Origin of the sequence: Mesorhizobium sp. M1273 (assembly GCF_040318195.1) — a bacterium.
GTDB lineage: Bacteria > Pseudomonadota > Alphaproteobacteria > Rhizobiales > Rhizobiaceae > Mesorhizobium.
In genome coordinates, this window is the sequence record NZ_JAMYLV010000029.1 from 25,001 (window position 1) to 50,670 (window position 25,670).

General features: G+C 63.5%; 20 protein-coding genes (1 of these 20 cut by a window edge). 6 read left to right on the forward strand and 14 right to left on the reverse strand.

Annotated features, from left to right (window positions below; translation table 11 throughout):
* On the forward strand, positions 1-1,082 hold the 3' portion of the coding sequence (locus NKH30_RS24700) for a M23 family metallopeptidase (RefSeq protein WP_352475052.1). 877 nt of this gene lie to the left of the window's left edge; 1,082 of the gene's 1,959 nt are visible here — the last part of the coding sequence; its start codon lies beyond the left edge, outside the window; its stop codon occupies positions 1,080-1,082.
* Between the two features lie 17 nt (positions 1,083-1,099).
* Here the strand turns inward: NKH30_RS24700 and NKH30_RS24705 are convergent, their stop codons facing one another.
* Complete coding sequence (locus NKH30_RS24705; protein ID WP_352997402.1) at positions 1,100-2,665, reverse strand: MFS transporter; 1,566 nt, start codon at positions 2,663-2,665, stop codon at positions 1,100-1,102.
* Between the two features lie 168 nt (positions 2,666-2,833).
* Between NKH30_RS24705 and NKH30_RS24710 the strand changes: the two genes are divergently transcribed.
* The gene (locus NKH30_RS24710) at positions 2,834-3,466 is read left to right on the forward strand and encodes a TMEM175 family protein (protein ID WP_023675159.1); all 633 of its coding nucleotides are present in this window, start codon (positions 2,834-2,836) and stop codon (positions 3,464-3,466) included.
* Positions 3,467-3,631: 165 nt separating this feature from the next.
* On the opposite strand, the gene NKH30_RS24715 is transcribed toward NKH30_RS24710, so the two are convergent.
* From NKH30_RS24715 to NKH30_RS24760, 10 genes are all read right to left on the reverse strand, one after another.
* Positions 3,632-5,113, reverse strand: a complete 1,482-nt coding sequence (locus NKH30_RS24715; protein ID WP_352767949.1) for a L,D-transpeptidase family protein — start codon at positions 5,111-5,113, stop codon at positions 3,632-3,634.
* A gap of 238 nt (positions 5,114-5,351) precedes the next feature.
* Positions 5,352-5,717: an MmcQ/YjbR family DNA-binding protein gene (locus NKH30_RS24720; RefSeq protein WP_352456638.1), complete on the reverse strand. Its 366-nt coding sequence runs from the start codon at positions 5,715-5,717 to the stop codon at positions 5,352-5,354.
* Between the two features lie 147 nt (positions 5,718-5,864).
* On the reverse strand, positions 5,865-8,471 hold the full coding sequence (gene clpB / locus NKH30_RS24725) for an ATP-dependent chaperone ClpB (protein WP_352767951.1): 2,607 nt from the start codon (positions 8,469-8,471) through the stop codon (positions 5,865-5,867).
* Positions 8,472-8,709: 238 nt separating this feature from the next.
* Complete coding sequence (locus NKH30_RS24730) at positions 8,710-9,669, reverse strand: DUF4167 domain-containing protein (RefSeq protein WP_352767952.1); 960 nt, start codon at positions 9,667-9,669, stop codon at positions 8,710-8,712.
* 340 nt (positions 9,670-10,009) lie between these two features.
* Positions 10,010-10,879, reverse strand: coding sequence for a peptide chain release factor N(5)-glutamine methyltransferase (gene prmC, locus NKH30_RS24735; RefSeq protein WP_352997403.1), 870 nt, complete (start codon positions 10,877-10,879; stop codon positions 10,010-10,012).
* Positions 10,872-11,951: a peptide chain release factor 1 gene (gene prfA, locus NKH30_RS24740; protein WP_352471314.1), complete on the reverse strand. Its 1,080-nt coding sequence runs from the start codon at positions 11,949-11,951 to the stop codon at positions 10,872-10,874. Before prfA ends, prmC begins: the two co-directional genes overlap by 8 nt.
* 8 nt (positions 11,952-11,959) lie before the next feature.
* A complete protein-coding gene (ptsP, locus tag NKH30_RS24745) occupies positions 11,960-14,230 on the reverse strand; it encodes a phosphoenolpyruvate--protein phosphotransferase (protein ID WP_352997404.1) in 2,271 nt (756 codons plus the stop codon).
* A gap of 182 nt (positions 14,231-14,412) precedes the next feature.
* The gene (locus tag NKH30_RS24750; RefSeq protein ID WP_352471486.1) at positions 14,413-15,666 is read right to left on the reverse strand and encodes an aspartate kinase; all 1,254 of its coding nucleotides are present in this window, start codon (positions 15,664-15,666) and stop codon (positions 14,413-14,415) included.
* 163 nt (positions 15,667-15,829) lie between these two features.
* Positions 15,830-18,061, reverse strand: coding sequence for a sensor domain-containing diguanylate cyclase (locus NKH30_RS24755; RefSeq protein ID WP_352997405.1), 2,232 nt, complete (start codon positions 18,059-18,061; stop codon positions 15,830-15,832).
* A 122-nt stretch (positions 18,062-18,183) separates the two neighbouring features.
* Complete coding sequence (locus tag NKH30_RS24760) at positions 18,184-18,753, reverse strand: putative glycolipid-binding domain-containing protein (RefSeq protein WP_352997406.1); 570 nt, start codon at positions 18,751-18,753, stop codon at positions 18,184-18,186.
* Between the two features lie 214 nt (positions 18,754-18,967).
* On the opposite strand from NKH30_RS24760, the gene ubiG reads away from it, so the two are divergent.
* Positions 18,968-19,717 (forward strand): bifunctional 2-polyprenyl-6-hydroxyphenol methylase/3-demethylubiquinol 3-O-methyltransferase UbiG, encoded by a 750-nt coding sequence (gene ubiG, locus NKH30_RS24765; RefSeq protein WP_023675148.1) that lies wholly within the window; start codon positions 18,968-18,970, stop codon positions 19,715-19,717.
* A gap of 19 nt (positions 19,718-19,736) precedes the next feature.
* On the opposite strand, the gene NKH30_RS24770 is transcribed toward ubiG, so the two are convergent.
* The gene (locus tag NKH30_RS24770) at positions 19,737-20,627 is read right to left on the reverse strand and encodes a DMT family transporter (protein WP_352503215.1); all 891 of its coding nucleotides are present in this window, start codon (positions 20,625-20,627) and stop codon (positions 19,737-19,739) included.
* Positions 20,628-20,728: 101 nt separating this feature from the next.
* Here NKH30_RS24770 and NKH30_RS24775 point away from each other — a divergent pair, with 101 nt between their 5' ends.
* Together NKH30_RS24775 and NKH30_RS24780 are read left to right on the forward strand one after the other, a co-directional pair.
* Positions 20,729-21,214 carry a MarR family winged helix-turn-helix transcriptional regulator gene (locus NKH30_RS24775; RefSeq protein WP_352997407.1) on the forward strand — a complete coding sequence of 162 codons (486 nt, stop codon included), beginning with the start codon at positions 20,729-20,731 and terminating at the stop codon, positions 21,212-21,214.
* Between the two features lie 68 nt (positions 21,215-21,282).
* Positions 21,283-22,776, forward strand: coding sequence for an FAD-dependent monooxygenase (locus NKH30_RS24780; protein ID WP_352997408.1), 1,494 nt, complete (start codon positions 21,283-21,285; stop codon positions 22,774-22,776).
* A gap of 54 nt (positions 22,777-22,830) precedes the next feature.
* Here NKH30_RS24780 and NKH30_RS24785 read toward each other — a convergent pair whose 3' ends face one another.
* Positions 22,831-23,484 carry a Vgb family protein gene (locus NKH30_RS24785; RefSeq protein ID WP_352471321.1) on the reverse strand — a complete coding sequence of 218 codons (654 nt, stop codon included), beginning with the start codon at positions 23,482-23,484 and terminating at the stop codon, positions 22,831-22,833.
* A gap of 9 nt (positions 23,485-23,493) precedes the next feature.
* A complete protein-coding gene (locus NKH30_RS24790) occupies positions 23,494-24,714 on the reverse strand; it encodes a helix-turn-helix domain-containing protein (protein WP_352471322.1) in 1,221 nt (406 codons plus the stop codon).
* Between the two features lie 152 nt (positions 24,715-24,866).
* Between NKH30_RS24790 and NKH30_RS24795 the strand changes: the two genes are divergently transcribed.
* Positions 24,867-25,649 carry an SDR family NAD(P)-dependent oxidoreductase gene (locus NKH30_RS24795; protein ID WP_352997409.1) on the forward strand — a complete coding sequence of 261 codons (783 nt, stop codon included), beginning with the start codon at positions 24,867-24,869 and terminating at the stop codon, positions 25,647-25,649.
* The last annotated feature ends 21 nt before the right edge of the window (positions 25,650-25,670 follow it).

Sequence of the window (25,670 nt, forward strand, 5' to 3'; positions counted from 1 at the left end):
AGGATGCCACCGGAATGGCCGAGGCGATCGCCAAATTGCTGAATGCGACGGCCCTCAAGGCAGGAACCGTGCTGCGCGTTGGGCTTGAGGTCCATGGCGACGCCGCCAAGATCGTTCGCACCAGCGTGTACGACAGGACCCAGCACATCGTCACCATCGCACTCGACGACCACGACCAGTACGTGCCGGCGCAGGAGCCGGAGCCAAATCCCGAATTGCTGACGGCGTTCGACGATTCGCCTGCGCCCGTAGTGCGCGGCAATCTGCCGAACGTCTATGACGGCATCTACCGCACCGCCTATTCCTACGGCATGTCCAAGGCGATGACGCAACGACTGATCAAGTTGCTGGCATCCAGTGTCGACTTTCAGTCGCGCCTCAATCCCACGGACCGCATCGAAGTGCTGTTCTCGCAGCCCGATGGCGACGACCAGGCGTCTGACGAATCCGAGCTGCTTTACGTCTCCGCGACTTTCGGCGGCACGACGCGAAATTTCTACCGTTTCCAGATGCAGGACGGCAGCACCGACTACTTCGACGAAAATGGTAGCAGCGCCGAGCAGTTTCTGCTGCGCAATCCGTTGCCCAATGGCCGATTTACGTCAGGGTTCGGTGCCAGGCGCCACCCCATTTTGGGGTATGTGAAAATGCATACCGGCACCGACTGGGCAGCTCCCGTGGGATCGCCGATCATTGCCGCGGGCAATGGCGTCGTCGAAAAAGCCGGCTGGGCCGGTGGCTATGGCAAGCAGATCATCTTGCGTCACGCCAATGGCTACGAGACGTCCTACAATCACCAGAGCGCCTTTGCCAAAGGCATCGAGCCGGGTGTTCGCGTTCGCCAGGGTCAGGTTATCGGCTATCTCGGCTCAACCGGCCTCTCCACCGGTCCGCATCTTCATTACGAACTGATCGTCAACGGCACAAAGGTCGATTCGATGCGCGTCCGCCTACCGGTCGGCAAGACGCTGAAGGGCGACGACCTCGTCGCCTTCAAGCGCGAGCGCGAACGCATCGACGACCTGCTCAAGCAGGAAGACAGCAATCAGTTGAAGGTCGCGAGCGCCAAGATCGAAGGCTGAGCCGACGTTTTTCGTCGTCAGCCGTGCTGATTCGCCGTGTCGCGCGCCCATGGCAGCCGCTCGCCGGAAACCGTCGTCCACGCGGCGATTGCCGAAAGCAGGCAAAGCACCGCGGTCACCGCGGCAACGGCGGCGAATGCCGCGTCGCTGGCGGCAAGTCGTGCCGCATCGAGGCCGGGCGCCAGGCCGGCTGGCGGCGGTTCGCCGAAACCCGGAATGCCGGAGCCGGCAGCGGTGCCGAGCACGCCAGCATAGACCCAGGCCGCCAGCGATCCCATCGCCGCCACGGCAATCAGGCCGCCGATGCGCGAGACGGCGTTGTTGATGCCCGAGGCCGCACCCGTATCCTTGTCCTCGACCGCCGTCATGACGGCGGTCGACAGCGGCGATACCACCAGCGCCATGCCGAGCCCCATCAATGCCATCAGCGGGAATACCCCGATCCAGAAATTGTGGATGCCCCAATAGGCCAGCAAGGCAAGTCCGGCAAAGGCAAGAGCCACAACCAGACTGCCGCTGGAGATCGGAAAGCGAGGCCCGATGCGGTCGGACCACTGGCCGACCGGTCCGGACAACACTGCGATCAATGCCGAAAGCGGCAAGAAGATGAAACCGACCTCGGCCGCGCTCAGCCCCCATCCGGCGATCATGAGCATCGGCAGATAGAACAGATTGGCCGACAGCGCGAAATAAAGGAAGAAGGTCGCCACATTGGCGCCCGCGAACGCGCCGATCCGAAACAACGACAGATCGATCATCGGCTCGCGCCGCCGGCGCTCGAAGACGATGAACACGACGAGCAAAACCGCACCGGCGGCAATACTCGGGCCGGACATCAGCCCCTCCCCGTCGCCGCTCATCGAGGTCAGACCGTAAGCGAGAGCTCCGAACGCCAATATGGCGAGTGCAGCGCCGCCGAGATCGAGGCTGCGCTTTTCCGCCGGCGCGTCGGCAGGGACCTTGGCCAGCAGAAGATAGACCGAGATAAGGCCGAGCGGCAGATTGATGGCGAAGATCGCCCGCCAGATGCCGTCGCCGAACGCCGACAGCACGAAGCCGCCCAGCACCGGGCCGAGCGCCGTCGTCAGTGCTGATGCTGCGGCCCAGATGCCGATCGCCCGGCCGCGTTCCTTTTTCGGATAGGCTTTGGCGATAATGGCCAGGCTGCCCGGCACCATGATGGCCGCTCCGACACCCTGGATAGCCCGAAACGCAATAAGCACCGCCGGGTCAGGCGCCAGCGCGCAGGCAAGCGAGGCGGCAATGAACAGGACGATGCCGGCGACGAAGGAGTGGCGCAGGCCGAAGCGATCACCGGCGGCGCCGCCGACGAGAATGAGGGCTGAGAGTGTCAATGCGTAGGCATTGGAAATCCATTGTGCCTCGGCGAGGCTGGCGCCGAGGTCGACGCGGATCGCCGGCGTCGCAATGGCCAGGACCGACCCGTCGATGAAGCCGAGCGCAGAAGCCAGGATCGCGGCGATCAGCACGAACCGCCGCTGCGCCAGCGGACAGAACGTATCGGCGGGAAGTGAGCCGGTCAGGGGAACGGCGCCGGTACCGACTTTGGTTGGCGTGTGCATGCCGCCTTACCTAGATCGCCGGCGCGCCGGCGACAACCGGCCAGCAGACTGTTCTCGTTGAAACCAGGTCCAACCTGGCCACACAGGCAGGATCACGCCGCTCAGGGTGCAAACGGCAAGTGCCGTGCTAAGCTTCTCGCAGCGCTACAGGCAAGGGGGAAATACCGCATGAAACGACCGCTCGAACCCTCGGCGGAAGGACGCGGGCGCGTCGTCGGCATCACCGACGGCGTGTTCGCCATCGCGCTCACCCTGATCGTTCTCGAGATCAGGGTGCCGGCGCATGAAACGGTGCATTCCGAACGCGAGTTAATCACAGCGATCACAGCACTGGCGCCGCGCTTCCTGACCTATGCGCTCAGCTTCCTGACGCTGACCATCTTCTGGTTCGGCCAGCAGGCGCAACACGGGCTGATTGCAAAATCCGACCGGCGGCTTGCCACGCTGAACCTCTGCTTCCTTGGCTTTATCGCCTTGCTGCCGTTCTCGACCGACCTTCTCGCCGACTTCCTCGAATTCAGGACTGCGGTGCTCGTCTACTGGTTCAATCTTTTGATGCTCGGACTGACGCTGCTCGCCAGTTGGCGCTACGCGGACAAAAACGGATTTCTGGCCGAAGGTGTCGACGCGGAGACCACCCGAACGGTCTATCTGCGCATCGTCAAGGCACAGATCCTGTGGGCCGTCGGCGCTGCACTCTGCCTGATCAGCCCGTTGCTCAGCGTCGGCTTCATCCTGGTGGTGCAGCTGATCTATGCCGCAGCGCTGCGCGCGCCACTGCTGCGCAAGGTCATCGGGTGAATGGAGCGACGCCTGTCCGCTTTAGGTGTGTTGAGATTCAGGTCAGGCCGAGCCGAAAATGGTGGCTTCCGAGAACCGGAGCGGAGCGTACTTTTGGGTACGTGAGCACCGGAAGCGGAGGAAGCCGCCGTTTGCTGGCCGGCATCACCTGAATATCAACATGCCCTACTCGACGAACTCCACCGTAACGCCGGGCGTCACGATCTTGGCAAGCTCGCGCGCGTCCCAATTGGTCAGCCGCACGCAGCCATGGCTTTCGGTCTTGCCGATCTTGGACGGATCCGGCGTGCCGTGAATGCCGTAGGTCGGCTTGTCCAGCGCAATCCAGACCGAGCCGACCGGGCCGTTCGGCCCCGGCGGGATGGTCAGGATCCTGTCGTTTTCGCCCTGCTTGAAATTGATGTTCGGGTTGTAGGTGTAGTTCGGGTCCAATGCGACACGCGACACCGCATGCGTGCCGGACGGCGACGGCGTGTCGGACGAGCCGATAGTCGCCGGATAGGCTGCGACCAGCTTGCCCGCCGCATCATAGGCGCGGACCTGCTTATTGGACTTATCGGCGATGATGCGCGCCACCGGCGTCGCCACCAGCCTGCCGAAATTGGCGACCTTGATGATGGTGCCCGGACGATTGAAATTGGCGTCCGGATTGAGCTTGTTCAGATAGGTTTCATCCATATGGAAGCGCTCGGCCAGCGCTTCGGGTACCGACGTGTAGCCCATCCGATCGAGCTGGGCCTTTTGGCTGTAGTCCTCCGGTATCGAGGCGACATAGGGACCGGCCGCATCCTCGGGCGTGATCGTATATGAGGCGAAGGCATCGCCGCCGGATTGCGCCAGGGCCGCCTGGATGCCGATTGCGTCGGTCGATTTCAGATTGCTGCCGGTGATCTCATTATAGGCGGCGAGCGCCTTGTCGACATTCGAGCCGAAGCGTCCGTCGATGACGCCGGGCGATGCACCGGCACGGTCGAGCAGCACCTGCAGTGCCGCCACGTCCTCGCGGGCGCCGAGCGCAAGCGACGGGTCGACCGCCGTCTTGCCGCCAGTGCTTGGCGGCGGGGCTGTGTCTGGCGGTAAGGCCGCCTGCTCGTTCGGCACCGTCGGCTCGACCGGCTCGATCGAGGCCTCGTTGAGCGGCTGGCGCTCGATGGTGCGCGGCCTCACCGGCTGCGCTGCCTCCGGATAATCGTTGCCGTAGCCGTCATCCCGTGGCGCTTCGGGGAAGGCTTCCACCGAATTGTCGCCATTAAGGTCGTAGTCGTCGGCCGGCGGCACGATGATCCTGCCCTCGTCTTCCAATTGCCTGCGGCGATAGCGCGCCATGTCCTGCGGGTCGTCGAGATAATAGCGGTCGTCCTCGACCGGTCCGAGGTTGCGCAAGCGCTCGCGGCGCAAGGCGCGGCGGTCGAGCCTGGTCTGCGGCGGCTGGATGGCGATGACCTTGCCGGTCTCCGCATCGACGATGACGCGGTTTCCCCTGGCATCGTAGTAGATATCGAGATTGCCGTTCTGGGCGACAAGAATGCCGCCGCCATTGGCGGCACGAACCACCCGTGGCGCGGTATCCACTATTGGCGAGGCCATCGCATTCGACGCCAGCAGCCCGGCAGCAAGCGCTGAAAGGGTGAAGATGGTGCGCAACATGATGGCCAAATTCTCCGGTCCGTAATTGCCGCCGCCGGCATTGTCTCTTCAAAGCGCCGCGCGTCTTTTTCGACGCGCAAAGGACGCTCTAACGCTTTAAATCTCCGCATCGTGCTTTGCGAAAATCAAAACTCGATTTCGGGCCGATGTGGTAGGCGAACCCCTTCGCCAGCAAATCAGTTGCCAACGATAAGGTTCCAATATGAACCGGGCATGAAGATGGCGGATTTCTGACCGATTAACCGGCAGCGAGTCCCAATTCCTTGCGCGCCTGCTTCGTCAGCTTCAGCACGACAAGACGGTGGCTTTCGCGCAGGTAATCCTTCAGCGCGCCATCATCCATGCTTTCGCCGGTCTGGCGCTGGATCCATTTCATGCCGCGTGAGGCAAGATAGGGCGCAGGCCGAAGGCCCGGCTGCTCCCTCAGCACGTCATAGGCGATGTCGGAGCATTTGAAGGTAACGAACGGCTCCTTGCCCTCACTCCAGCCGCCGATCGCGAAGACCTTGCCGCCGACCTTCCAGACATGGGCGCCGCCCCACTGCACGACATGGGTCGCCGAAGGCAGCGAGGCGCAGAAGCTGTTATAGTCGTCCAGCGTCATCTGCGCCCCGCCAGTGATGTTGGACCATGAACCGAAGGCCGGCGTAACAAAAGGGTATGCCGGTTTTTCGGAAAGGATCATGGTCGAGATTGAAGATAGGAATTCCATCCCGATTCGATCGGGATGGAACAAGCTCTTGGCTTGAGCTCAGGCAGCCGCCTCGGTTGCCACGACCGCGGGCTTCGAGCGGAAGTTCAAGCGGTCGGAGCCGGCGGTGACCTTGACGGTTGAGCCGTCGAGGATCTCGCCGAGCAGGATCTTTTCCGCCAGCGGGTCCTGCAATTCCTTCTGCATCACCCGCTTCAGCGGCCGCGCGCCATAGGCCGGGTCGTAACCCTTGGCCGCCAGCCAGTCGATCGCCTCCTGATCGAGCGAAAGCGATATCTTGCGGTCAACAAGCAGGTTTTCCAGCCGCTTGAGCTGGATTTGGACGATCTGGCCCATATCCTGGCGGCGCAGCCGGTGGAACAGGATCACCTCGTCGATGCGGTTGAGGAATTCCGGCCGGAACGAAGCCCTGACGACATTCATCACCTCGTCGCGCACGACGTCGACATCCTGGTCCTCGCCGAGATTGACCAGATATTCGCCGCCGAGATTGGACGTCATGATGATCAGCGTGTTGCGGAAGTCGACCGTGCGGCCCTGCCCGTCGGTCAGCCGGCCGTCGTCCAGCACCTGCAGCAGCACGTTGAAGACATCAGGATGTGCCTTCTCGATCTCGTCGAACAGCACGACCTGATAGGGCCGGCGCCGTATCGCTTCGGTCAGCGCGCCGCCTTCCTCGTAGCCGACATAGCCGGGAGGCGCGCCGATCAGCCGGGCGACCGAATGCTTCTCCATGAACTCCGACATGTCGATGCGCACCATCGCGCTCTCGTCGTCGAACAGGAAGCTGGCCAGCGCCTTCGTCAGTTCGGTCTTGCCGACGCCCGTCGGCCCGAGGAACATGAACGAGCCGAGCGGCCGGTTCGGGTCCTGCAGACCCGCGCGGGCCCGGCGCACCGCTTTCGACACCGCCTGCACAGCCTCGCCCTGGCCGACGACGCGCTTGCCGATCTCGTCTTCCATGCGCAACAGCTTGTCACGCTCGCCTTCCAGCATCTTGTCGACCGGGATCCCCGTCCAGCGCGAGACGATATGGGCGACGTGATCGGGGCCGACCACTTCTTCGACCATGCCGGCCTTGCCATCCCTGGCTTCAGCCTGCTTCAGCTGCTTTTCGAGTTCCGGGATCTTGCCGTAAGCAAGTTCGCCGGCGCGCTGGAATTCACCCTGGCGCTGGGCGATGGCAAGTTCGTTGCGCGCCTCGTCGAGCTGCTTCTTGAGGTCGGCGGCAAGCCCGAGCTTCTGCTTCTCGGCCTGCCATTTCGAGGTCAGCTCGGTCGATTCCTCCTCGAGGTTCGAGAGCTCCTTCTCGAGCCGCGCGAGCCGGTCCTTCGAGGCATCGTCCTTCTCGACCTTCAGCGCCTCGCGCTCGATCTTGAGCTGCATGATGCGGCGGTCGATCTCGTCCAGCGCCTCGGGCTTCGAATCGACCTGCATGCGGAGCCGCGACGCGGCCTCGTCGACCAGGTCGATCGCCTTGTCCGGCAGGAAGCGGTCGGCGATGTAGCGGTTGGACAGGGTTGCGGCCGCGACCAGTGCCGAATCCGAGATGCGCACCTTGTGGTGCTGCTCGTATTTCTCTTTCAGGCCGCGCAGGATCGAGACAGTGTCTTCGACCGTCGGCTCATTGACGAAGACCGGCTGGAAGCGGCGGGCAAGGGCCGCATCCTTCTCGACATGCTTGCGGTATTCGTCGAGCGTGGTTGCGCCGACACAATGCAGTTCGCCGCGGGCGAGCGCCGGCTTCAGCAGATTCGACGCGTCCATGGCGCCATCCGCCTTGCCGGCACCGACAAGCGTGTGCATCTCGTCGATGAACAGAATGATGCCGCCGGCGGCAGACGTGACTTCGGAAAGCACCGCCTTCAGCCGCTCCTCGAACTCGCCGCGGTATTTGGCGCCGGCGATCAGCGACCCCATGTCGAGCGCCATCAGCTGCTTGTCCTTGAGCGATTCCGGCACATCGCCATTGACGATGCGCAGCGCCAGCCCTTCGGCGATCGCCGTCTTGCCGACGCCGGGTTCGCCGATCAGCACTGGGTTGTTCTTGGTGCGGCGCGACAGCACCTGGATGGTGCGGCGGATTTCGTCGTCGCGGCCGATGACCGGATCGAGCTTGCCCGCGCGGGCGTCCGCCGTCAGGTCGCGCGCGTATTTCTTCAGCGCGTCGTAGCCCTGCTCGGCGCTCGCCGAATCGGCAGTGCGACCCTTGCGTACGTCGTTGATGACCTGGTTCAGCGCCTGCGGCGTGACACCCGCCTTGGACAGGATGTCGGCGGTCTTGGCCGATTTTTCCATGGCCAGCGCCTGCAATAGCCGTTCGACGGTAACGAAGCTGTCACTGGCCTTCTTGGCCAGTTCCTCGGCGGTCGAAAACACCTTTGCCAGCGGCTGCGCCAGATAGAGCTGGCCATTGCCGCCCTCGACCTTGGGCATTGCCTCCAGTGCCGTTTCGACGCCGAGCTTGACGTCACGGACATTGCCGCCGGCGCGCTCGATCAGCGACGCAGCCAGGCCCTCGTCGTCATCGACAAGGACCTTGAGGATATGCTCGGGGGTGAATTGCTGGTGATTGCGGGAAAGCGCCATGGTTTGCGCGGACTGGATAAAGCCGCGCACGCGCTCGGAATATTTTTCAAGATTCATGCCTGTCTCCTTCCGTCACCGGCCCGCTTCGCGGCACCGGATCAGATTGCGGTGACGGACCCGCCCGTTCGAGCCGGATCCTGTTCACGCAAGATATGGGACGCAAACCACGGACCCTCAAGACGCCTCGACACTGGCGAACGCATAATATTCCGAGCGCGCAAAACAAAAACGGCGGAGATTTCTCTCCGCCGTCCAGGGTAAAGGATGCGCTAAGATCGGCTGAACGTTTTTCCGATCAATTCTCGACGTCTGCGATCACAGCTTGACCGCCGGGGCCTTCAGCCGGCGCTGCATCGACATTGCCAGCGTCGGTATTGCCAGTCTCGGCATTGCTTGTCTCGGCACTGCTTGTCTCGGCACTGTCAGGGCCGGCGTTGTCGTTGCCGCCATTTGCCTGTTCGACATCGAGCCGCGGACGGCGCGGACGCCTGGGGCGGCGTGCCGGGCTGTTTTCGGCCGCGGCTTCGTTGATCTCGGCCTGGGCGGCGAGACCCGCCGGCGAAAGGTTTTGGAATTGCGGTGCGGGCTCGCTCACAAAGACCGGCTCAGCGGCCGGTACGGGCTCCGCCTGCGCCGGCGTCTCGTCGCGCCGTGGCTGTTCGACGCGCTGTCCACCCTGCTGCTCGCCGCGCGCGCCATACTCGCCGCGCTGGCCGTTCTGGCCGTAACCGCCATTGGGGCGACGGTCACGGTGGCGTCCGCCATTGTTGTCGCGGCCGTCACGGTTGTCGCGGCCGCCCCGATTGTCGCGGCTGTTTTCCTGGTTCAGCGCCAGCTCGGCCGGCGTGCCATCGATGACCGGCTGCGGGCCGGCACCGTGATTGGCCGAAGCCGATGCCTCGTTGGCATTGTTGTTGCCGGCATTGTCGAACTCGTCGCGATCCTCGTCGCCGTCATCGTCGAAATCATCGCGATTCTGCTGCGCGTTCTGGATCGGCATCTGCGCCTGAGCGGCTGCGATGATGCGGTTATAGTGCTCTGCATGCTGGAGATAGTTTTCCGCCATCACCCGGTCGCCGGAGCTTTGCGCGTCACGGGCAAGGGTTGCGTACTTCTCGGCAATCTGCTGAGCCGATCCGCGGATCTTCACGTCCGGGCCGTTGCTCTCGTAGTTGCGCGTCAGGGGATTAGGCCCCTTACGGTTGTTGTTGTTATTGTTGTTGCCGCCGCCGCCATTGTTGTTGCGACCGCGCATGCGCCTGTTTTGCTGTTGTGGCCTCATTAGACTCTCTTCACTTTGAAATTTTCGAAAAACTCTTCACGAACGGAGGCGCTCATGCGGCCAGCCGTTTCGTTCCTTCACCGGCGTTCGCCCGCATCAATTGCGTTGGCGCCACGTGCCATCCTGTTCCGGTTACTTCACTTGCCGGACGATTCCCGCACGAAGCTTGGGCGTCGTTTGCGCAAGAAGGCAGCTATTTCCAAGGAAAACCGAATCGCTAAGAGCACTGCCTGCTTCGTCTCATCCGGTTAAGGCGACCCTAGCCGCATTCCCCGGTATTGCCAAGCGCTTTTTTCGCACTGCATCACGGCTTTCACCGTTCGAACACAAGAACTCTGTCGTTTCCGCCGAGATCACGAAACACCCCGACCGAACGGTACCCGGCCGCGGAGAATATCTCCGTAACCTGTTGGTGCTGCGTATGGCCGATCTCGACCGCAATCCTGCCTTGGACTTCCAAATACGCTGCCGCTCCCGCGGCGATCTTCCTGTAGGGGCTCAGACCGTCCACACCGCCATCGAGGGCCTGGCGTGGATCGAAACCGCGGACCTCGTCCTGCAGATTTCCAATGTCGTCTGAGGGTATATAGGGAGGGTTTGCGACAATTACATGGTACCGGCCAGAAACTTTATCAAACCAGTCGGATTTGAGCGGCGTGAACCGGCCGGCGAGCCCCAATTCCCCGGCATTACGCATGGCTGTGGCCAGCGCCTCCTGCGAAATGTCAACGCCGGTGGCGGTCGCGGCCGGAACGGCGCTGAGCAGCGCCAGCGCGATGGCACCGGTACCGGTCCCTAGATCGAGGATGCGGCAGCAGCCCTCGCGTGCCGCCATTGCCTTGACGAAGGGCAGTATAGCCTCGACCAGCGTTTCGGTATCCGGCCGCGGCTCCAGCGTTTGCGGCGAAAGCGAAAGGCGCAAGCCGTAGAATTCGCGGTAGCCAAGGATTCGGTGTACCGGCTCGCCGGCGATGCGCCGCCGCAAGGCGGCTTCGATTACCGCCGTCACGTCCGTATCGACAGCGCGCCCGGGATCGGCGATGGCCTGCGTGCGACTGGTGCCGGAAAAATGCTCGACGATCAGCCTGGCATCGAGCGCCGGATCCGCGATCCCGGCTGCGGTGAGCCGGTTTCGCGCCTCCCGCAGCAGCGGCGCCAGCGTGGCGGGCAGGCTGTCAGCCATCGATGCCGATATCGGCGAGCAGCTTCGACTGGTGATCGGCGATCAGCGCGTCGATGATCTCGTCGAGTTCGCCCATCATCACCCGGTCGAGCTTATAGAGCGTCAGGTTGATACGATGATCGGTGACGCGACCCTGCGGAAAATTATAGGTGCGGATGCGTTCCGAGCGGTCGCCCGAGCCGACCTGCGACTTGCGCGATTCGGAACGTTCCTCGTCCGCCTTGCTGCGCTCGAGGTCGTAGAGTCTGGCGCGCAGGATCTGCATGGCCTTCGCCCGGTTCTGGTGCTGCGACTTTTCCGCCTGAACCACCATGATGCCGGTCGGAAGATGGGTGATGCGCACGGCCGAATCGGTGGTGTTGACGTGCTGGCCGCCGGAACCCGAGGCGCGCATCGTGTCGATGCGGATGTCTTCGGCCCTGATGTCGATGTCGACTTCTTCGGCTTCCGGCAGCACCGCGACCGTCGCCGCCGAGGTATGAATGCGTCCGCCCGCCTCGGTCGTCGGCACGCGCTGCACCCGGTGCACGCCGGATTCGAACTTCAGATGGGCAAAGACGCCCTTGCCCGAAACGGTGGCGATGATTTCCTTGTAGCCGCCGACCTCACCCTCGCTGGCCGACACCGTCTCGAAACGCCAGCCATGCGCCGCGGCATAGCGCTCGTACATGCGAAACAGGTCGCCGGCGAAAAGCGCCGCCTCGTCGCCGCCGGTGCCGGCACGGATCTCGAGGATGGCATTCTTGTCGTCGGCGGCATCCTTGGGCAACAGCAGTATCTGGATGTCCTTCTGCAGCGCCTCGATGCGATGCTTGACCTCCGGCAGGTCGGCCTCGGCCAAGGCCCGCATCTCGGCGTCGGTGCCCTTGTCGGCGAGCATCGCCTCCAGATCGCCCTGTTCGTGCTCCGCGGCGCGCAGTGCCCTGATCTTTGCCACCATCTCCTGGATGTCGGCATATTCGGAGGCCATCCTGACATAGGCGTCCGGCGCTGGCCCGGCCGACATCTGTGCTTCGAGCATGTCGAAACGCTTTACGACTTGATCCATACGGTCGCGGGGCAGGTTGATCATGGCGAAGTCTATAGCGGTATAGAGCGGTCGTCGGCAAAGGCTTGCAGCAGCGCCCGCATCGGCAGGCCATGCGCCGGCGCCATCAGATTGTCGTCGAAGAACGCTTCCAACTCGCTGAGCGGCAGTTCCGTCAGCATCGCCTTGACCGGGCCGATCGATGCCGGCGACATCGAGATCGAGCGGTAGCCAAGGCCGATCAGCGCCATCGCCGAGATCGGCTTGCCGGCAAGTTCGCCGCACAAGGTCACCGGCGTCTGGTTGCGCGCCCCGGCATCGGCAATTTGCTTCAAAACACGCAGGAACGGCGTCGACAGCGGGTCGAAGCGGTCGGACAATTGGGTGTTGCCGCGATCCACCGCCATGACGAACTGGAACAGGTCGTTCGAGCCGACCGAGACGAAATCGACCGCCTTCATCAGTTCGTCGAGTTGGAACAGCAGCGACGGCACCTCCAGCATCGCCCCAACCTTCAGGCTGGTCGGCAAATGATGGGCAAAGCGCGACAAATGCCGGACCTCGCGGTCGATGATCTCGCGCGCCTGCGCGATCTCGCCGAGTTCCGTCACCATTGGCAGCATCAGCTTCAGTTCGCGCCCGCCGCACGCCTTGAGCAGCGCGCGGATCTGGGTGCGCAGCAATCCGGGCCTGTCGAGCGTCAGGCGGATGGCGCGCCAGCCGAGCGCCGGGTTCTCTTCCTGGATCGAGCCCTTGAAATAGGGCAGCACCTTATCGCCGCCGATATCGATGGTGCGGAACGTCACCGGTTTGCCGCGCGCCGCCTCGAGCACGTCACGATAGAGCCGCTCTTGGGCTTCGGCGCGCGGAAAGGTCGAAGCGACCATGAATTGCAGCTCTGTGCGGAACAGGCCGATGCCGGCCGCACCCGCTTCGGCCAGTTGCGGCAGATCGACCGCCAGCCCGGCATTCATCAGAAGGTCGACCTGGACACCGTCCTTGGTCACCGACGGCTTCTTGCGCAGCTCGCGGTAGACCTCCTGCCGCCGCGCCCGGAAACGCACTTTCTCGGCATAGGCCGCCTCGAGGTCGGGCTGCGGGCGCAGATGGATCGCGCCTTCCTCGCCGTCGACGATGATGGCATCGCCGTTTTCCGCCATGGAAACGGCGCCCTTCATCTGGCCGGCGACCGGTATGCCCATGGCCCGCGCCACGATGACGACATGGCTGGTCGCGGCGCCGTCCTCCAGCACCAGCCCGCGCAGCTTGTCCCTGGGATAATCGAGCAGCTCCGCAGCACCCATGGAGCGGGCGACGATGATGGCGTCCTTGGGCAGCGAGGCCGCGACGTCCTCCGGTCCGCGCCCCATCAGCTGCCGCAGCAGCCGATTGGCGAGATCGTCGAAATCGCTCATCCGTTCGCGCAGATACGGATCGGTCATGTGCAGCATGCGGGCACGCATGTCGCTCTGCACCTTTTCGACCGCCGCTTCGGCCGTCAGGCCGTTGCGGATCGCCTCCTCGAGCCGGCGCACCCAGCCGCGGTCGTTGGCGAACATGCGATAGGCTTCGAGCACCTGGCGATGCTCGCCCTCGAAGGCGACGTCGCGGCGCTCCAGCATGTCGTCGATGGAGAGCCTGAGCGAGCCGAGCGACGCGTCGAGCCGCCTGACCTCTTCCTCGCTGTCCTCGTTGAAAAGATTGGTGACGACGATGCGCGGCTCGTGCAGCACCACATGGCCGAGACCGACGCCTTCGTTGAAGGACAGGCCGGTAAAGCTTACCGGGCGGCGCAGATCGAGCTCGAGGCCGGGCCTTGTCAGCCGCTCCAGATCGCCGGTGGCGATCATCTCGGCGATCACCATCGCCGTTGTTTCCAGCGCCTCGACCTCGTCGTCGCGATAATGGCGCATGGTCTTGTTCTGCACGACCAGGACGCCGAGTGTCCGCCCTGCCCGCAGCATCGGCACGCCGAGGAAGGAATTGTATATCTCTTCCCCTGTCTCCGGCAGGTAGGCGAAGGCAGGATGCTCCTGCGCATTGGAGAGGTTGAGCGGCCGCGCCGAGGCCGCGATCGTGCCGACCAGACCTTGGCCCAGCCTGAGCTGCGCCAGGTGGACGGCGTTCGGGTTCAGGCCTTCGGTGGCGTAGAGTTCGAGCACCGAATCGGCGCGCAGCACATAGAGCGAGCAGACCTCGGCAACCATGTTGGAGGCGATGTCGCGCACGATTCGGTCAAGCCGCTCCTGCGGCTCCAGCGGCTCTTGCATGAGCTCGCGGAGCCGTTTCAGCAAAACGCGCGGGCCACTGGCCGAATCACGCATCGCGGCTTCTTCCTCCAATAGCATTTCAACCGGTGCAGGTTGCCCTGCACAGCGGCACAAACGCAACAACTCAATTAGAGCGCCATCGTCCAATTGGACGCATAAAGACCGCTCCAAGATTTTCGATCCGTTGCATCCTGCCTTCCGAAAATCGATTCCGATTTTCGGGCCGATGCAGTCTGCTACTGCTTATCCAGACCGTACACGGAATGCAAAGTGCGAACTGCTAGTTCCGTATAGGGACCGTCGATCAGGATCGAAATCTTGATTTCGGACGTCGTGATGGCGCGGATGTTGATCGCGCGGTCGGCCAGCGCCTTGAAGGCGGTAGCGGCGACACCGGCATGGCTGCGCATGCCGATGCCGATGACCGAGACCTTCGACATGCCGGCTTCCGACTGCACCACGTCGTAGCCGATCGTCGCCTTCAGCCGCTCGAGCACGGCGAGCGCCTTGTCGACGTCGCCGGATGGCACGGTGAAGGTCATGTCAGTGAACTTGCCGTCCTCGGAAATGTTCTGGACGATCATGTCGACGTTGATGTTGGCCTCGGCCAGCGGCCCGAAAATGCCGGCGGCGACGCCCGGCCGGTCGCCGACGCGGCGCAGCGAAATCTGCGCTTCGTCCTTGGCATAGGCAATTCCGGTGACGACCTGCTGTTCCACGATCTCTTCCTCGTCGCAAATAAGCGTTCCCGGCGGATTGAGCAAATCCCCCATTCCGGGTGCATCGGGATCGTCGAAGGACGACCGCACAAACGTACGCACCCTGTGCACCATGGCAAGCTCGACCGAGCGCACCTGCAGGACCTTGGCCCCGAGCGAGGCCATTTCGAGCATTTCCTCGAAGGAAATCTTGGCCAGCCGCCGCGCCTTCGGCTCGATGCGCGGATCGGTCGTGTAGACCCCGTCGACATCTGTGTAGATATCGCAGCGGTCGGCCTTGACCGCCGCCGCGATGGCGACAGCGCTGGTATCGGAACCGCCGCGGCCGAGCGTTGCGATCCGGTTGTCCGGCCCGATGCCTTGGAAACCGGCGACCACCGCCACCTGGCCTTCGCCGAAGCGCTTGATCAGGAATCCGCCGTCGATATCGAGAATGCGCGCCGCGCCATGCGCGTTGTCGGTCTTGATCGGGATCTGCCAGCCTTGCCAGGAGCGGGCATGCACGCCGATATTCTGCAGCGCGATCGCCAGCAAGCCGGCAGTGACCTGCTCGCCGGACGCGACCACGGCGTCATATTCACGCGCATCGTGCATCGGCGAGGCCTCGCGCGTCCATTGCACGAGCTCGTTGGTCTTGCCGGACATCGCCGAGACCACGACGGCGACCTCATGGCCGGCGTCGACCTCGCGTTTGACATGACGCGCCACATTGCGGATGCGGGCGATGTCGGCGACGGAGGTTCCGCCGAATTTCATCACGATGCGCGCCATAGAAGCGAAATGCCTTTGACTGGATGCCGGACCGGAGGCCGAAAAGCGGAAAAATGCGCCAAGCTGTGGCCGGGCGCTCGATGCGCGGCCTCCTTAGCCAAATGATCGCGGTTTCGCAAGGCGGTGAGGATTCCGTCGCCTTGCCCCGTCGATCAACCAGATTTCAAGCCACGCTCTTGGTGAGTTTTGGCTTTTGCTGCTCGACACGGGCGAGACCCGCTCCGGCGATGACGCGGTCACGGCCCTCAGCCTTTGCCTGATACAAAGCGCGATCCGCGGCATTGACGATCTCCGCCCATGAGGCGCCGAGCTCCGGGAAGGCGGCGACCCCGAACGACGCGGTGATGGTGCCGAGCGTGCGGCCGCGGTGCGTGACATGCAGCTGCTTGATCGCCTTTCGCAGAGCTTCGGCGCGATCAGCGCCATCGGCCAATGACGTTCCAGGCATCATCAAGGCAAATTCCTCGCCGCCGTAGCGCGAAACCACGTCGCTTTCCCTGACATGGTCGACCAGCGTGGCGGCCACCTGCTTGAGGACGAGATCCCCCGCTTCGTGACCGAACGTATCGTTGAACTGCTTGAAATGATCGACGTCGAGCATGATCAACGTCAGCGGCTGCTCGGCACGTTCCAGGCGCCTGAGCTCGCGGCTGCTGGTCTCCTCAAGGTAGCGGCGATTGTAGAGCCCGGTGTTGGGATCCCGGATCGACTGCTGACGCAACGTTTCGCGCAGACGCAGATTGGCAAGCGCCAACGCCAGCGTATCGACGACGCCGCGCAGTATCTGCTGCCGTTCGGCCAGCCATTCCGGTTTGGCGGCGGCGTCCGGCTCGCACAGATGCAGGATGCCGAGCGTCTCTCCCTGCGCTGCTAGAGGCATGCAGACATAGCCGCGACCGCCATTTTCGGTGATGTGGTTGCAGCGCGGCGTCAGCATGCCTGGACCGGCGACGTGCTCCTGGCCGCGCCGCAGCGCCCAACAATCTTCCGGTCCGAACTGGCCGACGCTCGACCGGATGGTGCCCCAATGCGCCATCTCCTCCACCAGGTTGCGCGACGCACTGGTCAGATGAACGGTTCCGCTCAATCCGCCGAAGAAATCAGGCATGGCGGAGCCGACGACGGAAAATGCCTCGTGAAAAGTGACGCAGGCCTGAAGCAGTTCGCCGAGCTTGACCAGGCGGGTCGTGGCCTCCGATGTCTCTTTCAGTTCACGATTGAGCCTCGCCAGTTCTTCGGCACGATCGTGCACCGCCCGCTCGGCACTGCGCAGGTCGCTGATGTCGCTGAGCGTCAGCACGATGCCGCCATCGGCGCGGTTGAGCGGATTGCAGCTGACGACCACGGGCAAGGACGTGCCATCCGGTTTTGCCAGCCTCACCTCATTCTGGTGGCGGCGGCCGGTGGTCATGGCCAGTTCGACCGGAGATGTTCCCGACGCGGGCTTGTCTCCCGACGGCCCCCGGATATCCAGGGCCGACTGCCAGTCCTGCCCTACGACCTTGTCGCTGCGCCGCCCGATGATCTCGGCTGCCGCCGGATTGACGGACACGACCTGACCCTTGCCGTCGATGACGGCGATGCCTTCGGCAACGGTCTGGACGATGTCTTCGATGTAGGCCTTCTGATCGACAAGTTGAGCGCGCGAGGCTTCGATTTCGGAGGCCATAGTGTCGAACCCTTGCGCCAACTGTCCGAACTCGTCATCGGAGGTGCGGCCGATACGGGCCCCGGCGTCGCCGCGCGCCAGCGATTCGATGCCGCGGTTGAGACCAGCAAGGCCTTTACTGAAGCCTCGCAACAACAGGAAGGCGGAGGCCGCCGCGATCAGCACGGCTGCCGCGGTACACAGGCCCACAAGCCACAGCATATCGTTCGTGCGCTGCTGCGCGGCACGCAGCAGCGGCGTATACTCGAACAGGACGGCGCCGACGATCTTGCCGGGTGCATCCTCGATCGGCACCGCAACCAGGTCAATCGGATCGGCCACGTCGGCACTGGCCTCGACGAAGTTGCGCGGCACGCCGTCGTCAATCGTCCGGGCGATTTCATTGCCGGGATCGTAGTCGAACGTCGTGCCGATATTTTGCTCTTCTCCCGGAACGTCGGCGAAAATAACCTTGTTTTTGTCTACGATGACGAGATCGCGTTTCGAGCGGCCGTGCTGCAAAGTCACGAATTCGCGGAGCGCATCGGGTCTCTCGAATAATGAACGCGGCGCGTCCGATGCCCTGAAGGCAATAGTTTCGGCCAACTGCCGTGCGACGCTTGTCGCCTCGGCCAGCGCCACGGATTTGGTCAGCGATATCTGCGAGACGATCGCAACGCCGCCGACCAGGCCGATCAAGGCCACGGCGCTGAACAATGTCGCGACTATCTGGGTTCTTATGCGCACCGGGCTGCCCCTACTCGGACAGCAATCTAAATGCCAAACACTGACCCAACGTTAAGAAACCGCCAATATCGTAAATTTGCCGTTAAGCCACACCGGCCAGCTGCACTCCCAACGCGGGCGGTTCAGCCCGTCCGCACGATGGCCTGCCACAGGCGCGGATAGTCGAGGACGAAACCGAGCGGCGAGACCTCCAGTGTCTCGTGGCAGCCGAACATCGGGGCGGCATAGGCGTAATGTGCAGCATCGACGCGCTGATAGGTTTGCTCGAGGCGAACGAGCCTGAGTTCGGGAAATGTCAGATAGGCTGCCGGCGCGGGCGTCGCCATACCGACATCGAGGGCAAAGCGGCGAAGCGCCAAAAGGTTTGTGGCGGGCGTGAAGCCGAGATCGACATCGATGAGACCGTCGACTTCCGCTTGATGCTCGCCGTTCAGCGTCCATTGGCGCTCGGTCAGCCGGTCGATCCTGTAATGCAGCTGTTGCGTGCCGAGAAAGCCGTCGGCGCGCGCCGATCGTGTATGCCAATCGGCGTCGCAGTCCGCCTCGTAGGCGATGCTGCACGGCTCGCCGTCCTGGACGAAAAGCGCGTGTCCCCTGAGGTTCCACCCGGAACTCGCTTCCGACAGAAGGCAAGCGTCGTGGCCTTCCTGGTCAAGCCGGCGCCAAAGAATGGAAGCAACCGCTCGCATCATTGCGCACTCCTCCGAACCCGATGTCTCTGCTTCGTCCGCCAAAGCCTAGGCGTTTCCTTCCGGCACACCATCAACTGACACGTGCTGACACAAATGCAGCCGGCAAAAGGCGGCGCCGGAAGGCATCGCGCGCATCGCACCGCCGGCGGTGAATTTCGCGCCTTGACATTCGCAGCCTCGCGCCCGACTTCCTAGCGTCCGAGGAGACCACGCCATGCCTGAGCCCCGACGATCGACGATCGATGCCGGAGAGGTGGAACGATTTTCCGCCCTTGCCGCCGAATGGTGGAACCCGAACGGCAAGTTCCGCCCGTTGCACAAGTTCAACCCGATCCGGCTTGCCTATATCCGCGACCAGGTGGCGGCCCGCTTCGGCCGCGATCCGCGTGCGGCACGGCCGTTCGAAGGCCTGCGCTTCCTTGACATCGGCTGCGGCGGCGGGCTTTTGTGCGAGCCGATGGCGCGGCTTGGCGCCGAAGTGGTCGGCGCCGATGCCTCCGCCACCAACATCGAAGTGGCCAAGCTGCATGCGGCGGAAGTCGGCGTGAGCGTGGATTATCGCGCCACGACCGCGGAAGACCTTGCCGATGCCGGCGAAAAATTCGACGTCATCCTCAACATGGAAGTGGTCGAGCATGTCGCCAATGTCGATCTGTTTCTGGCCAAATGCGGCGAGATGGTCAAGCCTGGCGGCATCATGTTCGTCGCCACCATCAACCGCACGCTGAAGGCCCTGGGCTTGGCCATCATCGGCGCCGAATATGTGCTGCGTTGGCTGCCACGCGGCACCCACCAGTTCGGCAAGCTGGTGCGCCCCGAGGAACTGGAAAAGGCGCTTGCCGGCGCCGGCCTGACCGTCATCGACCGCACCGGCGTCACCTACAACCCGCTCGCCGACCGCTGGCAGCGCTCGAAGGACATGGACGTCAACTACATGGTGCTGGCGGAGAAGGCATCCGTCTGAAGCTTACGCCTTCTGGCCGCTATGGCCTCTGGCTTTGCGCCTTGGTGGTGATGAACACGCCGGCGGTGATGATGACGGCACCGGCCCAGGTCAGCAGTTGATAGCGCTCGCCGAGGAAGAGGGTCCCGGCAAACAGCCCGACCGCCGCCGCGACATAGCCGATCTGGCTGAGATAGACCGGGCCGCCGACCGCTTGCAGGCGGAAGAAGAAGGCGAACATCGCCGAGGCTGATGCCACCTGTGCCGCTGCGACCAGCGGCACGCCGCCGAGCGAGCCGAATGCATTGCCGCCAAGCAGGACCAGAATGCCGGCAAACAGCATCAAGGCTGCTGCCAGGTGGCTGCCGACGGCGAGCTCGATCGGGCCGGTGCCTTCGGGCCAGTCGACGGTGCGGTAAATGTTGCCGGCGGCGAGGCTGACCGGGATGAGCAGGCCCATCGCAACCCAGAAAAATTCGGCCGGCTGGCCCGCTTCGCCGCGCGTCACCGCCACCATGACTGCGCCGACGAAACCGACGACTATGCCGACGATGCCCAGCATGGTCGGGCGCCTGACGCCGAGCAGCATCGAGAACACCAGCGTGACGACCGGCGACAGCGTGAACATGATGCCGCTGTAGCCGGCGCCCAGATGCGGAATGGCTGAAAACATCAGCAGATTGGGGATTGCATATGAGACGGCCGCGGTGACGAAGAAATAGCGCAGCCTGTGCGGCGTAAGCCGCATGCGCTTCCCGTTGAGCAGCAATGCGCACAAAAGCACGCCGCCGGCACCAAGCGAGATGACGAAGGCCCAGACCATGGCGGCCACGCCGGCCGCCGTCGCGATCTTGCCGAACGGCAGCGTCAGGCCGAGCAGTCCACCGGTGACAACCAGAAGGCCAAGCGCCGAGTCCCAGAGAAATTTCATCGCACCGTCCCGTCGCCCGTTCGCGGCACTTGGCCAATATCGCAAGCTGAGGTAAGATAAGGTAAAGATTCTTCACGTCAAGATACATAACGGTGAGAGACATGGATCGCGCAGCAAAAGCGATCGGGCAATGGAAAAAGGAACGGCCGGATCTCGATGTCTCGCCGATGGCCGTGCTCGGACGGTTGAACGAGGCCGCCTCGCTGATCGCACGAGAGCGGCTGGCGCCGCTGTTTGCAAGTTACGGGCTGCAATCCGGAGAATTCGATGTGCTGGCGACGCTGCGTCGTTCCGGGCCGCCATACGCGCTGACGCCGACGGCTCTCTACGAGGCGACGATGGTAACGTCGGGCGCGATGACCAACCGCCTCGATCGGCTCGAGAAATCCGGTCTGATCAAGCGCGGGCCGCACCCCGACGATCGCCGCGGCATTGTCGTGCAACTGACTAAAAGGGGTCTGGCGTTGATTGAGGAGGCGGTTACCGCTCACGTCGCCAACGAGCACCAGATACTTTCTGGGTTAGCACGCCCGGAGCAGATCATGCTCGCACGCCTGCTCGAAAAATTGATAGCGAGCCTGAACTAACCCAAACGGCAACCACTGGGACTCTGCGATCATTGATTGGGAGTCGTAACTGCCAGGGGAGTTTGCCGATGACAGAACATGCAGTCGTGATTGCCGGAGGAGGTCCGACGGGCCTGACCCTGGCAGGCGAGTTGGCGTTGGCAGGCATCGACGTAGCCATTGTCGAACGCCGCCCGAACCAGGAGCTTGCCGGTTCGCGTGCTGGAGGTCTGAGTTCACGCACTCTCGAAGTTTTCGATCAGCGCGGCATCGCGGACCGGTTCCTCGCCGAAGGACAAATAGCCCAAGTCACGGGATTCGCGGCGATGCGTTTAGACATCAGCGATTTTCCGACCCGCCACAACTACGGGCTGGCGCTGAGACAGAAACACATTGAGCGCATTCTCGCTGGATGGGTCAGCGAGCTGGCAGTGCCGATCTATCGCGCCCGTGAATTGACGTGTTTCGTGCAGGACGACGCCGGCGTCACCATCGAACTGTCCGATGGTGCGTCGCTGCGGGCAAGCTATCTCGTCGGGTGTGATGGAGGCCGCAGTCTGGTCCGCAAAGCTGCTGGCATTGAGTTTCGAGGATGGGATGCGACGACCAGCAGCATCCTCGCCGAGGCCGAGATGGCGGAGGAGCCGCCACTGGGCATTCATCGCACCGCACTTGGCATCCATGCCTTCGGCAGGGAAGAGTACGAAATTCGTGACGGCAAGGTCGTCTTTGCCGGTAAAGGTCCCATAGGCGTCATGGTCACTGAAAAGAATGTCGGCGCCACGACCGAACCCACGCTGCGCGATCTCCGCGAAGCGCTCGTCGCCGCATGCGGAACAGATTACGGAATCCATAGCCCAACCTGGATTTCCAGGTTCACGGACATATCGCGGCAGGCGGCGGCTTACCGCAAGGGCCGGGTTCTCCTAGCGGGCGATGCCGCCCATGTGCATTCCCCGGTGGGCGGACAAGGCCTCAATATCGGTGTGCAGGATGCGGTGAACCTCGGTTGGAAGTTGGCCCAAGTGGTGAAAGGAACATCGCCTGAACGCTTGCTCGACACTTATCACATCGAGCGGCATCCGGTTGCGGCCCGCGTGTTGCGTACGACAATGGCACAGGTCGCATTGCAACGTACTGATGATCGCACTGAAGCCTTGCGTGAAATCGTATCAGAGCTCCTTAGGATGGAGGAGCCTCGCAAACGGATCGCTGCCGAGATGTCCGGACTTGGTATCCATTACGACCTCGGCCAGGCGCATCCGCTGGTCGGCCGCCGCATGCCCGACCTCGACCTGGCCACGCCTGATGGTCCCATGCGCGTATTTGCGCTCCTCCAAAATGCGCGGCCAGTGCTCTTGAATCTCGACGCGCCGGGCAGCCTCGACATCAAGCCGTGGTCAGACCGCATTAAGTTGGTTTACGCCAAATGCGACGATCCATGGGAGTTGCCTGCGCTAGGTTTGGTCTCCGCTCCAACCGCAGTTTTAATCCGACCCGACGGATATGTTGCTTGGGTAGGCGACAGGACGCAGGATGGTCTTCAAGACGCGATGAACACCTGGTTCGGACCACCGGGCTAAAAACCGCAAAAACCAGTTAGCTCGAATGGTCAAACGGCTACGGACGGCAAAAACTCAGATCCTGGTCGCCGAGCCTCGTTTGGGCCGGCGAACAGCTCTGATCTTGCCGCTGTTTCCGCCGCCACAGAAAAACTGGTCGCCGCCATCGGATTCGAGCCCCGACACGCCTGTTCCCGGCGGCATATCGAGCTTCTCAAGGACCTTTCCCGTTTCAGGATCGATCCGTCTGACATCGCTCTCCTCACCCTCCCAGGTGCCATGCCACAGCTCGCCGTCGACCCAGCTGACGCCGGTGACGACGCGGTTGGAAACGATGGTGCGAAGAATTGCCCCTGTCTCGGGATCGACCTGATGAATCTTTCGGCCCCGATGCTGCCCGACCCAGAGTGTTCCTTCGGCCCAGGCGAGCCCGGAATCACCGCCATTGCCGGGCGCCGGGATCGTCGCCAGCACCTGGCCATTCTTCGGATCGATCTTCTGGATGCGATCCTCGGCGATCTGATAGAGGTGCTGGCCGTCGAAGGCCGTTCCGGCGTGTGCCGCGACGTCGATCGAGCGCACCACTTTGCCGCTCGCCGGATCGAAGGCGTTCAATCTGTCGCCTGAGGCAAACCAGACATGCTCACCGTCGAAGGTAACGCCGTCCACGTGGTCGACACCCGGAAAGGGTCCATATTCTCGAAGGATTTCGGCTGCGGATCGTTCCATAATTCCATCCTAGTAGCCCGGCAGTGGGCCGGGGAGTAACAAGATTGTCGGGAAACCCGTCAGCGGCGGGGTCATCCAGCGACGCGCCCGTCCGCGGCCGAACGACTGCACCTTGCCGGCCTGGGCGAGCTGCTCGAGCGCTCGCTGCACGGTACGCGAACTGGCTCCAAGCGCAATCGCCAGGGCCGAACTCGACCAAGACTCGCCGTCCGCGAGGAAGGCGAGCACGGCGGCATGCTCTTCTTCGACGGGTGGCGCCAGCACGACGACCTCACCTGCGCGGCGCGGGGCCAGCGCAAAGCCCCGCTTCGTCGCGCTCACATCCGCCAAGCTCCGAAGCTCCGCGCGAAGCCGCCCGACTTCGACGCGCAATCGTGCGCGATGTGATTCGTCCGCGTCCTTTCCGCGGAAAGCGCGCGCAATGAGCGTCGCTCTTGCCACGTCCCCCGGCCAGGCTTCGGCCAGCGCGCGGGCCAGCGCGAACAGCACCGGGCGGGTCGCCAGCGAGACGACGGTGTCTGCGACACGCACGACATTGCGGCATGCATCCACCACGAGCGCCCCCGACGCCAGGAGCGCTTCGACTTCATCGAGCAGGAGGGGCCGTTCCCCGCCACGCGCGACAAGGCGCGCGGCCGGCGTGTCCAGCACCAGCGATGCGCTCTCCACCTCCGCGATCAGCGCGGGGATGCCCGCCGCGCGCGCCGCCCGCGCCGCCAGCCCGAGCGCGGCGCGCGCAGGACCGGTCCGCAAGCGGCGGATGGCGATGCCGGCGACAGCCAGCTCGTGGGCGGCCCGCGATGCCGGCGGCAGCGGCGACGGATCGAAGCCGTCCAGCCTGCGCTCGGCTTCGTCGAGATGGCCGATCAGCAGCAGGCGCCGAACGTCGAGGTTGCGCGCATGCGCGGCGTTGACGCGGTCGCCATGCTTTTCGAGCGTCGCCCGTGCGGCGTCGAGTGCCTTGGCCGGCCAGGTAAGGTCGCGCGAGACGAGCGCGATCTCGGCCTCGGCGACGATACACCGCGCGCGGGCCACGGCCTCCCTTGGGCTGAATGCGCGCGCCGCCCTCTTGAGAAGAACCTTCGCCCGAACCAGGTCGCCAAGCTGCGCCATCGCGATACCGCGCAACGCCAGCGCCGGCGCATCGTCGCGCAGCGCAACCCGCTTCAAGGCGCCGAGCGGATCGCCCGTCGCAAGCGCATGCGCCGCGGCCGTGATCAGCGAGTCCATCGGAATCCCGTCACACTTGTCACTCCCATGGCTTCGATGCCCGGCGCTAAGTCCATCTCACCAACCAGTCGTATCGACAACGGCGACTGTAGCCAACCTGAGTTGCGGCGCGCCAACGCTCGAACACAACGATAAGCATTAGGAGAGACGCAATGAAGATCGAAGGTACAACCATCCTGGTGACTGGAGCCAATCGGGGCATCGGTCGGGCACTGGTCGAGGAAGCCCTGAGCAGAGGCGTAAAGCGCGTCTATGCCGCAACCCGCAAACCGATGGCTCATCCGGACCGGCGTGTGACGCCCCTGACCATGGATGTGACCAACGCTGCGCAGATCCGGGAGGCCGTCGAGAAGATCGATGCTCTCGATATCCTCATCAACAACGCCGGCGTATCGCCCATCGATGACCTCAGCGACCGTCGTGTGCTCGAACAACAGCTCGCCGTAAACCTCTTCGGCTCGTACGACGTTACCCAGGCTCTGCTGCCGTTGCTCGCCCGGTCGCGGGGAGCCATCGTCAACATTCTGTCGCTGGCCTCGATTGCCGCCGTGCCGTTCAGTCCGGCCTACTCGGTCTCGAAGGCGGCCTCGTTCTCGCTGTCGCAGTCGTTGCGCACCCTTTTGGCCGGACGGGGTGTCAGCGTCCACAGGGTCCTTCCCGGCCCGGTGGACACGGACATGACCCGGGGCCTGGACATCGCGAAAGCCTCTCCGGAGTCTGTCGCGCGCGCGATCCTGGACGGCGTGGAGAACGGCGAAGAGGAAATCTTCCCCGATCCCATGTCGGAATCCCTGGCGGAGGGCTGGCGCAGCAGTGCAGTCAAGGCGCTTGAACGCCAGTTTGCAGCCTATGCGGAAGCAACTCCGTCAAGTGGCGGGCATGAAAGACGGAGCGAGACGATTACCCGCGAGGCCCATCCTTGCTGCTCGGCCTGAAATTGCGGACGCTTGTGCAGG

Bases quoted from the DNA above. Each gene is read 5' to 3' on its own strand.
- NKH30_RS24705 (WP_352997402.1), bottom strand. From the start codon at position 2,665: ATGCACACGCCAACCAAAGTCGGTACCGGCGCCGTTCCCCTGACCGGC.
- NKH30_RS24710 (WP_023675159.1), top strand. From the start codon at position 2,834: ATGAAACGACCGCTCGAACCCTCGGCGGAAGGACGCGGGCGCGTCGTC.
- NKH30_RS24715 (WP_352767949.1), bottom strand. From the start codon at position 5,113: ATGTTGCGCACCATCTTCACCCTTTCAGCGCTTGCTGCCGGGCTGCTG.
- NKH30_RS24720 (WP_352456638.1), bottom strand. From the start codon at position 5,717: ATGACGCTGGACGACTATAACAGCTTCTGCGCCTCGCTGCCTTCGGCG.
- clpB (WP_352767951.1), bottom strand. From the start codon at position 8,471: ATGAATCTTGAAAAATATTCCGAGCGCGTGCGCGGCTTTATCCAGTCC.
- NKH30_RS24730 (WP_352767952.1), bottom strand. From the start codon at position 9,669: ATGCGCGGTCGCAACAACAATGGCGGCGGCGGCAACAACAATAACAAC.
- prmC (WP_352997403.1), bottom strand. From the start codon at position 10,879: ATGGCTGACAGCCTGCCCGCCACGCTGGCGCCGCTGCTGCGGGAGGCG.
- prfA (WP_352471314.1), bottom strand. From the start codon at position 11,951: ATGATCAACCTGCCCCGCGACCGTATGGATCAAGTCGTAAAGCGTTTC.
- ptsP (WP_352997404.1), bottom strand. From the start codon at position 14,230: ATGCGTGATTCGGCCAGTGGCCCGCGCGTTTTGCTGAAACGGCTCCGC.
- NKH30_RS24750 (WP_352471486.1), bottom strand. From the start codon at position 15,666: ATGGCGCGCATCGTGATGAAATTCGGCGGAACCTCCGTCGCCGACATC.
- NKH30_RS24760 (WP_352997406.1), bottom strand. From the start codon at position 18,753: ATGATGCGAGCGGTTGCTTCCATTCTTTGGCGCCGGCTTGACCAGGAA.
- ubiG (WP_023675148.1), top strand. From the start codon at position 18,968: ATGCCTGAGCCCCGACGATCGACGATCGATGCCGGAGAGGTGGAACGA.
- NKH30_RS24770 (WP_352503215.1), bottom strand. From the start codon at position 20,627: ATGAAATTTCTCTGGGACTCGGCGCTTGGCCTTCTGGTTGTCACCGGT.
- NKH30_RS24775 (WP_352997407.1), top strand. From the start codon at position 20,729: ATGGATCGCGCAGCAAAAGCGATCGGGCAATGGAAAAAGGAACGGCCG.
- NKH30_RS24780 (WP_352997408.1), top strand. From the start codon at position 21,283: ATGACAGAACATGCAGTCGTGATTGCCGGAGGAGGTCCGACGGGCCTG.
- NKH30_RS24785 (WP_352471321.1), bottom strand. From the start codon at position 23,484: ATGGAACGATCCGCAGCCGAAATCCTTCGAGAATATGGACCCTTTCCG.
- NKH30_RS24790 (WP_352471322.1), bottom strand. From the start codon at position 24,714: ATGGACTCGCTGATCACGGCCGCGGCGCATGCGCTTGCGACGGGCGAT.
- NKH30_RS24795 (WP_352997409.1), top strand. From the start codon at position 24,867: ATGAAGATCGAAGGTACAACCATCCTGGTGACTGGAGCCAATCGGGGC.